The organism is Veillonella rogosae JCM 15642 (assembly GCF_002959775.1).
Lineage (GTDB): Bacteria > Bacillota > Negativicutes > Veillonellales > Veillonellaceae > Veillonella > Veillonella rogosae.
The window spans coordinates 12740-28017 of sequence record NZ_PPCX01000005.1 but is presented as its reverse complement, the minus strand read 5'-3'; the positions used below and the strand labels follow the sequence as shown (position 1 = coordinate 28017).

At 40.8% G+C, this 15278-nt stretch carries 13 protein-coding genes; 3 read left to right on the top strand and 10 right to left on the bottom strand.

The window, feature by feature from the left end:
* Nucleotides 1-6: 6 nt before the first annotated feature.
* The 7 genes from VRHSUH09_RS02865 to VRHSUH09_RS10405 all read right to left on the bottom strand — a co-directional run bounded on the left by VRHSUH09_RS02865 (nt 7) and on the right by VRHSUH09_RS10405 (nt 8326).
* Nucleotides 7-234 (bottom strand): KH domain-containing protein, encoded by a 228-nt coding sequence (locus VRHSUH09_RS02865; RefSeq protein ID WP_009352618.1) that lies wholly within the window; start codon nt 232-234, stop codon nt 7-9.
* Between the two features lie 21 nt (nt 235-255).
* Entirely contained in the window at nt 256-519 is a 264-nt protein-coding gene (rpsP, locus tag VRHSUH09_RS02860) for a 30S ribosomal protein S16 (protein ID WP_004695565.1), read from the bottom strand.
* A gap of 59 nt (nt 520-578) precedes the next feature.
* Complete coding sequence (gene ffh / locus VRHSUH09_RS02855; protein ID WP_105081321.1) at nt 579-1931, bottom strand: signal recognition particle protein; 1353 nt, start codon at nt 1929-1931, stop codon at nt 579-581.
* Nucleotides 1921-2256, bottom strand: coding sequence for a YlxM family DNA-binding protein (gene ylxM, locus VRHSUH09_RS02850; RefSeq protein ID WP_005387334.1), 336 nt, complete (start codon nt 2254-2256; stop codon nt 1921-1923). The genes ffh and ylxM overlap by 11 nt, the downstream gene beginning before the upstream one ends.
* 281 nt (nt 2257-2537) lie before the next feature.
* Nucleotides 2538-3182: a hypothetical protein gene (locus VRHSUH09_RS02845; RefSeq protein WP_105081320.1), complete on the bottom strand. Its 645-nt coding sequence runs from the start codon at nt 3180-3182 to the stop codon at nt 2538-2540.
* A gap of 76 nt (nt 3183-3258) precedes the next feature.
* Nucleotides 3259-7917 (bottom strand): ESPR-type extended signal peptide-containing protein, encoded by a 4659-nt coding sequence (locus VRHSUH09_RS02840; RefSeq protein ID WP_105081319.1) that lies wholly within the window; start codon nt 7915-7917, stop codon nt 3259-3261.
* A gap of 259 nt (nt 7918-8176) precedes the next feature.
* A complete protein-coding gene (locus VRHSUH09_RS10405) occupies nt 8177-8326 on the bottom strand; it encodes a hypothetical protein (RefSeq protein ID WP_167386469.1) in 150 nt (49 codons plus the stop codon).
* A 148-nt stretch (nt 8327-8474) separates the two neighbouring features.
* On the opposite strand from VRHSUH09_RS10405, the gene VRHSUH09_RS02835 reads away from it, so the two are divergent.
* Nucleotides 8475-9800, top strand: a complete 1326-nt coding sequence (locus tag VRHSUH09_RS02835; protein WP_105081318.1) for an FAD-containing oxidoreductase — start codon at nt 8475-8477, stop codon at nt 9798-9800.
* 120 nt (nt 9801-9920) lie between these two features.
* Here the strand turns inward: VRHSUH09_RS02835 and VRHSUH09_RS02830 are convergent, their stop codons facing one another.
* Nucleotides 9921-10448 carry an ECF transporter S component gene (locus VRHSUH09_RS02830; RefSeq protein ID WP_054748453.1) on the bottom strand — a complete coding sequence of 176 codons (528 nt, stop codon included), beginning with the start codon at nt 10446-10448 and terminating at the stop codon, nt 9921-9923.
* 169 nt (nt 10449-10617) lie between these two features.
* Nucleotides 10618-12792 (bottom strand): heavy metal translocating P-type ATPase, encoded by a 2175-nt coding sequence (locus VRHSUH09_RS02825; protein ID WP_054748451.1) that lies wholly within the window; start codon nt 12790-12792, stop codon nt 10618-10620.
* Between the two features lie 343 nt (nt 12793-13135).
* On the opposite strand from VRHSUH09_RS02825, the gene VRHSUH09_RS02820 reads away from it, so the two are divergent.
* Nucleotides 13136-13801, top strand: coding sequence for a YigZ family protein (locus tag VRHSUH09_RS02820; RefSeq protein ID WP_105081317.1), 666 nt, complete (start codon nt 13136-13138; stop codon nt 13799-13801).
* An 11-nt stretch (nt 13802-13812) separates the two neighbouring features.
* Here VRHSUH09_RS02820 and VRHSUH09_RS02815 read toward each other — a convergent pair whose 3' ends face one another.
* The gene (locus VRHSUH09_RS02815) at nt 13813-14001 is read right to left on the bottom strand and encodes a hypothetical protein (protein ID WP_009352671.1); all 189 of its coding nucleotides are present in this window, start codon (nt 13999-14001) and stop codon (nt 13813-13815) included.
* A gap of 196 nt (nt 14002-14197) precedes the next feature.
* Between VRHSUH09_RS02815 and VRHSUH09_RS02810 the strand changes: the two genes are divergently transcribed.
* Nucleotides 14198-15088 (top strand): LysR family transcriptional regulator, encoded by an 891-nt coding sequence (locus VRHSUH09_RS02810; protein ID WP_105081316.1) that lies wholly within the window; start codon nt 14198-14200, stop codon nt 15086-15088.
* Nucleotides 15089-15278: the final 190 nt, after the last annotated feature.

Sequence of the window (15278 nt, the reverse complement as noted above, 5' to 3'; positions counted from 1 at the left end):
TCCCTTTTAGACAATATCAACAGATATCTTTTTGTTCTCTTTAATAGCCGCCGCTTTCACCACAGCGCGAATCGCCTTCGCAATTCGTCCTTGCTTTCCGATGACTTTGCCCATATCCTCTGGGGCTACGTGAAGTTCGTAAACCTCCATATTTCCCTTTTGGACCATGGTAACAGATACGGCATCAGGCTGCTTCACTAATGATTTCGCAATTAATGAAATTAATTCTATCATCACAGTATGCCTCTCTATTAATTACTTTTTAGCGTCAGCAAATTTTTGCATAACGCCTTGTTTTTTGAACAAGGAGCGAACAGTGTCAGTAGGCTGAGCACCTTTAGCTAACCAAGCCAAAGCTTTTTCTTCGTCTACATTAACGATAGCTGGTTGTTTAGTAGCATCATATTGACCAATAGTGTCAACAGGACGACCTTCACGTGGAGCACGTGCGTCAGCAACAACGATACGGTAGAAAGGAGCTTTTTTAGCACCTAAACGAGTCAAACGAATTTTTAACATGTGAAATTCACCTCCTTATACTGATGTGGGTGGACAGGTTCAGCGCCCCTGCCCATGTATTACATAAACGGTAATTTAGGCATTCCTGGGAAGCCGCCCTTACCGCCACGTAAACCTTGCATGCGCTTCATCATCTTCCGCGCTTCCTCAAATTGTTTCAACAAGCGATTTACATCTTGTACCTGAGTACCAGAACCTAATGCAATACGCTTGCGGCGAGAACCATTCAGAATATTTGGATTTTCTCGCTCTGCTGCCGTCATAGATGTAATGATGGCCTCAATGCGGCGCACCTCTTTACTATTCAAATCAAGGTCTTTCAATTGATCCTTAATTTGTCCCATGCCTGGCAACATACCAATAATATTTTGTAATGGCCCTAACTTTCTTACCTGATTCATCTGTTTCAAGAAATCATCCAAGGTGAAATTGTTTTTCGCCATTTTCTTAGCCATTTCACGAGCTTCTTCTTCATCGATAGCGCCTTGAACATTTTCAATCAATGTTTTAAAGTCACCCAAGTCGAGAATACGAGAAGCCATGCGGTCTGGATAGAATACATCGAAACCATCCATTTTTTCGCTCACACCAGTGAACTTGATTGGCAAGCCTGTTACAGCTTTGATAGATAATGCAGCACCACCACGCGCATCACCATCGAGTTTAGTAAGTATAACACCATCAACGCCTAATTTTTCATTAAACGTTTGTGCTGTTGTTACCGCATCTTGACCGATCATGGAGTCTACAACGAGTAGAATTTCATGAGGTCGAACAGCGGATTTAATATTGGATAACTCGTCCATGAGGACTTCGTCTATCGCCAAACGACCAGCTGTATCGATGATAACAACATCTTTCAACATATGCGTGCTTTGCTCTACAGCGCGACGCGCAATATCTACTGGATTAGCACCAGGTGTTTCATCAGCAAATACGGGAATATCGATTTGCTTACCTACAACTTGCAACTGTGTAATCGCGGCTGGACGATATACGTCGGCAGCTACGAGCATTGGGTGCTTACCTTGTTTGCGAAGGTATACTGCCAATTTACCAGCTGTTGTAGTCTTACCAGCACCTTGCAAACCAACGAGCATGATAATCGTTGGTGGCTTGCTAGAAATCATGATGCGACTTTGTGTACCGCCTAAGAGAGCCGTTAATTCGTCATTTACGATTTTAATAACCGTTTGAGCGGGGTTCAAGGAGCCGAACACCTCTTCGCCGAGGGCCTTTTCCTTAATGGACTTAACAAAGTCCTTTGCAACCATAAAGTTAACGTCCGCTTCTAAAAGTGCCGTACGTACTTGACGCAACGCAAGATTGACATCTTCTTCTGTAATTTTGCCCTTCCCTTTTAAGGATTGAAAGGCTTCTTGCAGTTTTTCTGACAAGCTATCAAATGCCATAATATCCCTCCATTTGCGCCAATACTTGTTGTACCTTACTTTCAGCTAACACCTCTTTAGGCAAGGTTTCTTTCAACTGTGAAAGCAGTCCTTCACGCTGTTCATATTGTGCTACCAAGTGTAATTTAGATTCGTAATCGTTTAAAATGTGCCGAGCACGCTGTAAATTATCATGTACAGCCTGCCGTGATACACCTAATTCCTCAGCAATCTCGCCAAGGGACATATCGTCTTCGTGGTGAAGTTGTAAGGACATGCGTTGCTTGTCCGTCAATAATGGCCCATAGAAATCTAAGAGCAAACTGATAAGTACTCGTTCTTCCATTTCGCCACCTCCATCACTGTCAAGTCATATTACTTTACATATACTACAGCATAAAAAAAGATGTGTCAAGTAGAAATACTTAACACATCTTTTTTATTGTAAAATTATTATTAAAATAAATTTTTAAATTGCAATATGAAATTGAGCTGTATCCAAATCTACAATTCTATTAACTTCTTCAAGAAAGACCTCCAAGGGAGTTCTATAATTTAGAAGCTTGCATGGCAATAATTTAATTACAATATTTAATTAAATTAGCGGTTTATTAGTTACACCATATCTTACTGAATTGTTGGTGCATAAATCACTTGGCGAAGATCCACCGTGCGAAGTTCGTCCATCGCAGGGGCCACTTTTTCGTCCACAGGTTTCACGCGATTGTTGCCGTCTTTCATTGCTTCGTTCAAGCTGAAGATAACCATTTCGTTCATGTAGAAACGCAGTTCGTCATCATGTACATTGGCCGTATTGCGATCCAAGATGTCGATGATTTGTTGCGCGTAGTCCAATTTAGCGTTTTCAGATACAGTCGCATGCTCTGTAAAGAACTGTTTGTAATCGTTGTACAAACGATCTAATGCCATGCGCGCATAGCTGTCGTTTTTGTAACGATGACTCACGATGTACCAGCTGCGACGAACGTTCATGTAGTACAACACATTGTTACGGTAACGCTCTTGACCGGTCATAATGCGGGAATCATCCATGATACGCTTGCCCTTTTGATCCAATTGGAATTGTGTGAAAGCATTCACTACGTCCCAAACTTCTTCGCTAGGTACAGGAATAGCCACTTCTGCTTCAATCACGTTTAATGGTTCAGCTGGTTGTTCCGGCATCATCAATCGATCTTGAGCCGCATCCGCTTGGCCCACCGCACACACACACGCAAGTGCCAATATAGGCATAATTTTTTTGAATTTCATACATTCTCCTGATAATCAGCCGCCCTGCGAAGGGCGGCTTTCATATTCCTTACATAACTAGACTAAGAATTCTCCCTTATTTAGAAAGACCCACTTGTTGCATAAGTAATGCGATTTGAGCTTTCATTTGTTCATTATCTTCCTTCACAGAGGATAATTCATCAATACGTTGTTGCATACGTGCATTATCCTCCTTAACAGAAGACAACTCATGGAGGCTTTCTTGCATGCGTGCATTTTCAGCTTTCAACGCTGTTACTTCATCTTGCAACACATAAATAGAGCTGATAGGACCGCCCTTATAACGTTCAGGAACAGCTTTCTTCGCATCGGAAGTGCCGAATTTACGAGTTACACCAGCATTCACCATGTTATGGTGGCTACCTACGGACATCCCTACATGGAACATTGTATCTTCCGCCGTGTAATGTGCAATGCCTAGAGCCGCCGCCGTTTCACCGCGATAGTTGCCGATGCCGGCCATCACCTGAGTCGGTTCCAACGGATCATACTGAATAGGTTTCAACGCTGAAATTGCCGCCGCATGAGCGCCCACACGTTGCGTTTCGCCCGCTACCGCATTAATGGCATTTGACAAGCCGCCAGTAGCATCTTTCAATTGATTTACGTTAACCGCATCGGTACCATTTACGCCAGGGCCGACATTGGTAATTGTATTACCGCCGTTATCCAAACCGTTTTTAGTAAGGCTTACAGTATTTCCGTTAGCAGGTGTAATCGTTACACCGCCACCGTTCATAACTATAGTATTACCTGCAGCATCTTTAGTTGTGACTGTTTCAAGACCTTTCAAATCTTTCGCCATACGAACCTTAAGGTTGCCAGCACCATCAGATACGACACCTAAATTATCTTCTGTAGTCAACTTGCTAGCATCAGTGATACCGCCGATTACATTTACTTGTTCGTTAAGCTTTTTCTTGATAACATCACCGGAGTCACCACCGTATTTCATACCGTCGTCTTTAGTCGCCACTTGATGTGTCTTACCGTTTTCGTCTTGGTATTTAATGCGAGTGATTTCTTTACCTTCGAGATCAGGATCTCCTTTTTCAACAGTGATATCTGCGCTGCGACCATCTTTGCCGTTTAAGCCAATGTGACCAATGCCGTCTTTACCGGACATGGATACAGCATCTTTACCGTCTTTGCCTGTGATACCTACTTTGCCGTCTGTACCGTCAGCACCATTAGGACCAGTAATAGATACGCCATCTTGACTGTTTTTACCAACTTTTACCTTATCAGTAGTTAAGCTGTCAGTCTTAAGGTTTTTCGCCATCTTGATATTAACATTACCATCTTGGTCGGCTACTGTTTTAATATTTTCGCCGGAGTATTTATCGTCAGACTCTGTACCTTCACCTTTGATAGTAACCTTTTGGCCTAGATTACGGTGGAATTCACCTGTATTACCAGCAAAATCCATACCTTTTTTCGTGATTTCATCACCTATGTTATTAATCTTATTATCTAAGGATTTGTGAGATTTTTGCAATTGATCTTCTGTAGCCGCACGACCGCTTGTGATGTTGTCAGGATCCCAATCTTTGTTTTCTAGGCCTGTCACATAGCCGTCTTTACCATCAACAGAGACTTTACCTGCTGCAATCTTACCATCTTTACCATCGATAGTCACCTTATCACCAGCTTTAATTGTACCGTTTTCACCGTCAATTGTTACGTTGCCAGCTTTAATAGTACCTTTGTTGCCGTCGATTGTAACTTTATCACCAGCTTTGATAGTACCTGTAGTACCATCCATTGCGATTTGTTTCGTAGCATCAGAGCCCAATGTCACTTGATCTTTAAGACTTACTTCATAGTTCTTGGAACCATTCGCATTGGTGCTAGGTGTCACAGTAATATTATTACCTGCAGATACCGTTGTGGATGCAGCTGCTGTAGCTTTATCCAATTGAGATTTATTAACCGCATCTTTAGGATCCGTACCGTCGGCTACATTCGTAATCTTATTACCGCCGTTATTGAGGCCGTCCTTTGTGAGGCTCACCTTATTACCGCTGGCAGGATTGATTGTCATACCGTCACCGTTGATAACAGTGTTATTACCACCGTTTGTGAAAGTTGTAGACGTTAAACCCTGTAATTCTTTCGCCAATTTTACATTCAATGTACCGTTACCGTCGGATACAACACCGATATTATTGTCGGATAATTTAGCTACATCAGCACCGCCTTTGATAGTTACGGTATCACCTAATTTTCTGTTGCTTACGGCACCGGTATCACCGGCAAAGTTCAAGCCTTTTTCAATAGTTTTATTGATATCGGAGATATCCTGTTTATTCTTATTGATGTTCTGCGTATTGTTGGCGATATCTCCGGCATTTTTAGTGATGTTCTGTTTGTTACCCGCAATATCCTGTTTATTTTTGTCGATGTCGGATCTATTCGTATTAACTTTGTCGTTAACCTTCTTCAACTGATCTTCCGTAGCACCACGACCGGATACAGCCACTGGATTATCCACATTCCAATCCGTATTCGTGAGACCTGTTACATGACCTGTATCACCATCTACAGTTACAGGGTGGGCAGCACCGACATTGATTTTATTGCCTAAACCGACAGTAAATTCCTTACCGCCATTCGCATTCGTACCTTCCGTTACGGTTACATTCGCATCCTTTGCTTTCACAGTGGATGCCTTCGCAGTACCGTTGATAGCTTTTTGTAACTGACCGTAGTTAACTGCATCATTAGGATTACTACCATCCGCCAAGTTGGTAATCTTCTGATTGTTCGCATCAATACCATTCGGCGTTACATAAGTCTTACCGTCTACAGTCAAGCCGTCATTGTTGATAGTCGTACTGCCGGCAGTAACGCTTTCTAGACCGGTTAACGTTTTCGCCAATTTTACATTTAATGTATCCGTTCCGTTGGATACAACGCCGATATTATTATCGGATAGTTTTGTCGGATCGGTCACACCACCGACAATATTCGTCTGTTCACCAAATTTACGAGTAAATTTATTAGCTGTAGCCGATGCAGCTTTCACATCACCAGCATATGCCACGCCCTTATCCATCTCCGAAGTAACTGCATGCAATTGACTGCCGTTGATAGCATCCGTAGAAGTATCGGAAATACGACCTGCCGCTACATTAGTAATTGTCCGTTCCATGCCTGCCTTGCCGACACTTACGGTGGATGCCGGATTAATACCTGCAAAGTTATGTACAGCCCCGTTAATGGTTGCGGAAGGTGTCGCTACAGCTGCTGCCGTTTCAGAACCGGTCCCCAGAGCTACAGCGCTTTCATTATCTACCTTTGTATTATTACCGAGAGCCACAGCATTTTTCGCCGTCACGGAAGCATTGTTCCCGAGAACCATAGCCCCATCAGCGGAAACATTGGAGTTACTGCCCACTACATAAGAATTATCGGCCGTAATACTGTTCTTATAGCCGAATGCACCAGACATATTACCTTTAACAGTACCGTCTGTAACAGTTGTAATTTTATCCTGATCGGCACCTGCACCACTACCATTTGCTTCCGTCGTGGTCATAACAGTAGCGGAACCGATAGTATTTCCTGCACCGATAGCATACGCCTGATTACCGTAAATCGTATTCTTGGAACCAACAGCAGCAGACTCTTTCCCGGATTTAGAACCGTCTTTCATATCTAAACCGACCTGGTTCGTATCACCGATAGAGGATGAACGATCACCGTAAGCACCAACCTGCGTACCAAGAGCAAGAGAATTTGTTCCCCAACTACGTGTCATGATACCGATGCCGGTGCTGGCTACACCTTTAGTCAAAGAGTTGATACCGATTGCTGTAGAGCCTGTACCATAGGCTTCGCTCAATGTACCGATAGCCGTAGTTGCATCACCGATAGCCGCCGTATTTGCATATTTACCTTTTACATTAATAGATGCCGAACCAAGAGTGCCGGCGAATTTATCTTCAATTTCCTTGTTAAAGCTCTTTTTAATACCGTTTCCAGCAGCCAATTGAGGCACAGTTGTTTCCAATTCAGTACGAGCCATATCGATATCATCACCGCCGATGGCAACGGATGAATTACCGATAGCTCTTGTATCTGCACCGAGAGCAAGAGACTGTGTACCATAAGTTTTCGCAGTGCTGCCGATAGCTACACCTTGCGCATATTTAGGGTTAACAGTACCGCCATCATTCTTAATTTTTACATTTGTTTCCGCAGATGCACCGATAGCCACATCACCACGAGCACCGTAGGAAGCAGCATCCGCCCCCATAACAACAGCGCCGGATCCAGGATTACCATGATGCGTAGAAACAATACTCTTTGCGGAACGACCGATAACGATATCTCCGTTTTCCAAAGCTTGTGCCCCTTGACCTATAGCTACTGTACTTGTCGGGATATTCGTGCCTACAGTACTTTCACCGGCTGCTTTTGCACCTGTACCGATAGCAATAGAATTAGTACCCCGAGCATTTGTGCTATCACCAATTGCGATACCACCGTCATTTTCAGCTTGTGCGTTGATACCATTTTTAATCGGTGCCCCCAAAGCATCCGTAGGCATCATAACGCCCGTCAACATAACGGCAAGCGCAGTAGCACCTACCATTTTAGAAAATACAACCGACAAAGAAGAACGTTTCGTCATGTTCTTTGCTGTTTCCGCTACGACTACGTAACACCCCTTTGTACGATTCCAAATTACTTTAAAAACTCGATTCATCAATCTTACCCCTTTAAATTAAACTAACTATATCCACTTACATAAAAATTACAGTAACCAATCGATAATCACTGAGACTATATCGATTTTCTCAAAATCATATAACTAAAATACCACATTTTACTGTATAAGTAAAATTTTTTTCATTTTATTTTCACATAATTATGCGTTCAAACTATCAATTTTTCGATATACAAAAATATCGAGGCACCGTCACTCGAACAGCCCTCGATATTCTTATATATACTATTAAATTATTCTATTGGATTGTCGGTGCATTAATCGCGGTGCGAAGATCAACCACATGAGCGTCCTCCATCACAGGAGCACCTTTTTCGTCGACCGGTTTCACGCGATTATTGCCATCTTTCATAGCTTCGTTCAAGCTGAAGATAACCATTTCGTTCATTTTCACCTTTCAATGCTGTTAGTTCATCTTACTCTCATTATATTAAGTATTTAAAAGTTGTAAATATACATTTTTACTTAAATAGAATAGGAGATTATGTTATAATAAATACATCCAATATTTTCAATATAAAAACAGGAGGTATTTTATGAATACCAAACAATATGACCTTATTGTCCTAGGTTTCGGCAAAGCCGGTAAAACATTAGCAGCTAAATTTGGCTCTATGGGTAAATCTGTAGCTATGATTGAAGAAAACCCACTTATGTATGGTGGCACATGTATTAATATTGCATGTATCCCAACTAAAACGATGATTATAGCCGCATCAAAAGGCTTATCTTACGATCAAGTATTAAACCAACGCGAGGTAGTTACATCTCGTTTACGCAATAAAAACTTCGGTATGTTAGATAACAATGAACATGTCGATGTATATACTGGACATGGTGAATTCATTAGTAATAAAGAAATCGCCATTACAGCTGGGGAAGATAAAATCATCTTATCTGGTGAAACAATTATTATTAACACTGGTGCTGTAGCGATTAAGCCTAACATTGATGGCATCGACACAGCAACAGGCTTCTATAATAGTACAGAAATCCAACAATTATCCCCGCAACCAAGTACACTAGGCGTCATCGGCGCGGGCCCTATCGGCCTTGAATTTGCCAGCCTATATGCTAAACTAGGTACAAAGGTAACAGTATTTAATATTGAATCTGGCATCTTAAAACGGGAGGAACCGATCGTACAAGAATTAGCTAATGAGTACTTGACTGAACAAGGTATTACTATTCTTAATGATGTAACATTAAACTCTGTATCTAATGATGGCAACAAACCTGTTATCACTGCAAATGGTCAAAACTATACGTTTGATGCCGTTTTATATGCTACAGGTCGCAAACCAAATACAGCTAACATCGGTTTAGAAAATACGGATATTGCTACTAACGAACGCGGCGCTATCGTAGTTAATGATACATGTGAAAGCTCCGTTCCTGGCGTATATGCAGTAGGCGATGTAAACGGTGGTCCTCAATTTACCTATATTTCTCTCGATGATTTTCGCATTGTATTTGGTGCACTTACAGGTAATGGCCAATACACATTAAAAGATCGCAAAAATATTCCTTACACAACATTCTTAACACCTCCACTCGCTCGTGTAGGTCTTACAGAAGAAGATGCTATCAACAAAGGCTATACCGTTAAAACTAAAGAAATGCTCGTAGCTACCATGCCAAGAGCTCATGTAAACGACTATTTAAAAGGTGCTTTTAAAATTGTAGTAAATGCAGATAACGATTTAATCCTTGGTGCTACACTTTATTCTCAAGGTGCTGAAGAGTTGATTAACCTTATTAAAATGGCTATGGACAACAATATTCCATATACATATTTCAAAAATCAAATCTTTACACATCCTACAATGGCAGAAAACTTAAACGACCTATGTAATTTTTAATCGTTTAACAGTCAATATAAACGCTAATTATAAAACAATAATTTAACAAAAAAGCCTTTAGACGCTAAAATAATATAGAGTCTAAAGGCTTTTTATGATTAGGCTACCACATAATAGCCATTAGTTTTTTGTAAATAATCTACGTACTACCTTTTGTAGTTTTGGTGTTAACACAATAGCTACAATGATACCAGCCGCACTGGTAATCAAGGAGTATTGGATTTTGCTAGCTGCTACAGCCGCGCTGTTAAGAACAAACCACCAAGCAATGAAGTAGCCAAAGGCAGTCCAAATAGCACCGATAATGAGAGCTACTAAAATACGACCAAAAGATGCTGTCGGTTTATTGATAGATGGAGGCAAGTAGCCAGCTGTCATGCCACCTACGATGAGACCTGCAATACCTTTAATAAAGAAAGAGAATACAATGTATTGCGTATGTCCACCAAAAAGATCAAATAATGCGGAACCAATAGCCGCACCTAAACCACCATATAAACCACCAAAGAGAATAGATGTGGTAAAGAGAGCAGCGGAACCTAAATGAACCATGGCCCCACCTGGTATTTCAATGCGAATCGTTGTTGCTACTGCACATAAGGCAGCAATAAAACCGATATATACAATATCGCGAGTCTTTAATTTCATAATAAACTCCTTCCCTTTTCTTAAGAACTATACTCAGTATATCAGATGATAAGTACTATAAAAATACCGAATTTATAGGAATTAAAATATTACCAATAAAAATGAAGAACTACAAAACAGCACCTATACCATTCTATAGGTGCTGTTCTATATTTTATCTCATATATAATTAGAGTTTAGCTCGTTTCAAGCGAAGGGAGTTACCCACAACGGTAACGGAACTGAATGCCATCGCTGTACCCGCAATCATCGGATTCAATGCACCGATAGCCGCTAGAGGAATTCCGATGCAGTTAAAGATCAACGCCCAGAACAGATTTTGTTTTATGTTGGTCATGGTCTTACGACTGAGACGAACCGCTTGAACTAATGTATGTAAATCGTTTCTTACGAGAACGATATCCGCCGCCTCTACCGCAATATCTGTACCACTGCCGATGGCAAAGCCAATATCTGCAGTTACAAGAGCAGGTGCATCATTGATACCGTCGCCTACCATGCCCACTACAAGACCTTTATCTTGTAACTCTTTTACCTTGCTAGCTTTATCTTGAGGCAAGACTTCTGCAATAACGTGAGTAATACCTGCTTGTTTAGCAATATATTGAGCCGTACGTCGATTATCACCGGTAAGCATCCATACATCGATACCTTGAGACTGTAATTCTTTTACAACCTCAATAGTTTCTGGACGCAATTCATCCTCTACAGCCCACAAAGCACTGATTATACCATCAACGGCTAGAACAGATACAGATGCACCTTGTTCTTCAAAACGAAGAATATCGTCTTGAACCGCACTTAAATCGTAACCTAATTCAGTCATCCAACGGCTATGACCAAGCTGTACAGATACGCCTTGGTATGCCCCTTGTAAACCTTTACCTGGTACATCACCAAAACTTTCAAGTTCAACAGCTGTACCTTTATAGCCACGATCTTCACCGTAGTACACCATAGCCTTAGCAATCGGATGTGATGTACCACTTTCAAGAGCCATCATAATCGACATATTTGTGCTTTCATCACCATTAAAGTTTTTGAAAGCCGTCACATCTAGCACACCTTGTGTAAGGGTGCCAGTTTTATCCATAACGATAGCATCAAGTTTTCCTGCTTTTTCAAGATATTCTGCACTCTTGATGAGAACACCATGTTCTGCACCTAGACCAGAGCCAACCATGATAGATGTTGGCGTTGCAAGACCAAGAGCACATGGACACGCAATAACGAGGACGGCTGTAGCATTAATGAGCGCCACATTGAGAGAATCGCCCATTACAAAGTACCAAACGAGACCTGTTAGAATAGCAAGGCCAATAACGATAGGAACGAAGTATTGTGCTACGATATCAGCAATACGTTGAATGCTCGCTTTAGAGGTTTGTGCCTCTTCTACAACCTTGATGATTTGGGACAGCATTGTATCGGAACCAATACGCTTCGCTTCCATCGTGAAAGCACCACTCAAGTTAATGGTCGCTCCAATTACCTCGGAGCCTACTTGTTTTTCTACAGGCAAGCTTTCACCTGTGAGCATAGCCTCATCTACTGTAGAATAGCCGTCAGTAATTGTACCATCCACGGGAATTTTTTCGCCTGCCCGTACTTGTAAAATATCGCCGGCTACTACTTTAGAAGTAGGAATATCTACAAACTCACCGTCACGCAACACATGAGCCGTTGCAGGTTGTAAAGCAATCAATTTTTGAAGTGCTTCAGAGGTACGCCCTTTTGCAATCTCTTCTAAGAGTTTACCAAGAAGGATAAAGGTAATGAGCCACGCAGAGGTTTCAAAGTAAATGCCATGAGGCCCTAGCTCAGGATGGAACTGCCAATTATAAATACTGAATAGATACGCTACTGTCGTACCCATTACTACGAGTACATCCATTGTAAGGGCACCATTTTTCACGGCACTCCACGCACTCTTATAAAACATGAGACCAGGTCCAAACTGAGCGATAGTAGCTAGAATAAACTCAACCCATACAGGCAATGCTTCAATACCAAATCGATGGAGGGTCATATTCACCATCATAGGCACAGCCATACAAGCTGCAACTATTAATCGGATAATATGAGGCTTTAAATTAACCTTTTCTATTTCCTGCTTTGTTTCATCCGCCTCTTCAGCACCAAAGCCGATATTTGTAATAGCCTCTATAATCTGTTGTGGTTCTACGCTAGAGCCCTCTTTATATTCAACGCTACCCTTTCGAGTCAAAAGATTTACCTTTACAGACTCTACACCATCGACTTTAGAAACAACATTTTCAACACGCTTTACACAGGCGGCACAATGCATACCTGTTATATCAAACTCTTGTTTCTTCTTACTCATAGTATCACTTCCTTCTAACCGTATATGTAAAGATATGTACACTTATAGAAATACAAGACATATGACCATAAACTTATAGTGTACATAGCTTGTATTAATAGTAGAGATTTTTATTAAGTTCTAACATTTAACATATGAACACATTTACATGAGTACACATTCATACATCTCTATTTAATAGTAACATAAATTCTCAATACGTCAATATCCTACTAAATTTAGAGGATTATTCCTTTTTTACAGGGGAATTAACATATCCCTACCTATACACAACATTCATAAATAGATTATAATAAAGTGATGATGAATAAACATAAACTTTGATTCTAAAGGAGGTGAAAATATGCCTGAATCAATGAGTCCTACAGTAGAATTTACTTCGGTAGCGAAGGAATTCCGCCATGAATATATTGTTGATAAATCACGATTTATCACAACTATTTACCCTTGTACAACTGAAGAGGAGGCGCAAGCCTTCATCGGTCGCATCAACAAAGAGTTTTGGGATGCCACTCATAACTGTACAGCCTATGCATTAGGTCCTAAGCAAGAACAACAGCGATCTTCCGATAATGGCGAGCCATCTGGTACAGCTGGCAAGCCAATGTTAGAAGTGCTCAAGAAAACTGGTATTACCAATGTTGTAGTCGTTGTAACTCGCTATTTTGGTGGTATTAAACTAGGTGCTGGTGGCTTGATTCGTGCATATTCACACTCCGTTGCGGAAACATTACGTCTTGCCCCTAAAGAACTACACACAACACGAACTCAACTACAAGCAACCATCGATTACTCACTATATGGCGCAGTAGAAAGATTTGTACAAGACAAAAAACTACATTATGAAGCAAATTTTGGTGAACATGTAACGGTAACAATCTTAGTCCCCCCTACTGATGTGGAAGGCATACAAAAAGAGCTCCAAGACATGAGTCATGGAGCTGCAGATTGTACAATATTAGATTCTATTGAAGTGGTACTACCGCTAGATGAATCATCTAACCAATAGACACTAGGCAATTAGTTGCCGTGGTTAACTAAACCTGTTACGCCTTGACTAAGTTCACGACGTTTTTCATTAGTCAACGGATGAGGCCACACGCGTTCAAGTTGTTTTTTACGACTTAAACCAGTATTATGTGCAGTCATTAATCTACGTGCTTCCCAGTTACGAATTGCTTTGCTTAATGTTCTTTTTACCACGCCCATAGTAGTACCCACTTTCTTAACCACCGTCATTATATCAAAAATTGTGATAAGGATAGAAAGTTTACTTCATATATAATTAACTCACTATTTCCTTGTTGAGTATAGTATATATACCATTTTATAAAATGTGAAATGACGGTTACTTAGTTCGTTATAATTTTTATTTATCTTATTTTGTGTATAATAGGGAGATTCCATGGATACATCTTACTACCACAATTTTATTACCCTCGTTCAAACGGGCAATATGACGCAGGCCGCAGAGATTCTTCATATTACACAACCAGCGTTAAGCAAGCAGTTGAAATATTTAGAGGCTGAATTTGGAGCCCAGTTAATCAATATCAAACGCGGGCAACGAGGATCCAACTTACAATTAACAGATGCTGGTAAAATCTTCTATGAAAAGGCACAACAGCTTTGCTCTATTGAAGAATCTACCTATAATGCTGTGCAACAATTGAACTCTCGCATTGAAGGTACCTTGCGTATTGCAACCTCTGCTTCTCGTTCAACACCAATCGTGCAGCAATATTTGCCAGCCTTTTCTATGAAGTATCCGTCTGTTCACTTTGAGATTTACGAAGGTCTCATGACAAATGTAGTAAATCAACTCATCAACGGCAGTGCTGAATTAGGTATTGCTAACATTCAGATGGTAGACACTGATAAATTTGATATTCTTCTTACCCAAGAAGAACATTTATATGCTATCTTCCGTCGCGATGTATTCTGGACAGATCGTGAACATGATACCATCACTTGGGAAGACATAAAAAAATGTCCTCTATCCCTCTCTGGTGGTTCCGTACGTATGATTATGCAATCTAGCTTAACAGACATGGAACAACTCAATGCAGTGGCTATAACTACTACTAAAAGCTCCGCTATTGAATGGGCTTCTTCTGGCCGCACTGTATCATTAGTTCCAATGGATGCAAAAGAATTGATCAACCATCGTAAGATGGCCCGCATCAAATTGCCAGAATTCTCAGGGGACTTTAAAAAAGCCTTTATCACTCTTAAAGGACATGCTTTATCTCCTGTAGCACAGCAATTTATCGATTTCTACAAAGCTTATGTCTAATTAAGAATAGGCAAAACGATTACCAAAATATGACGTTAACAGAGCATACTACTGTAGCGGCTATAAATATAGCCTTCAGTAGAATACATAAGAAAAGACCTAGTGCAATATGTACTAGGTCTTTTTGCATCATATCTTGTATATCAGTAAAGCTTATGGTTGTACAGTAAAACTTATGATTGTGCAGGAA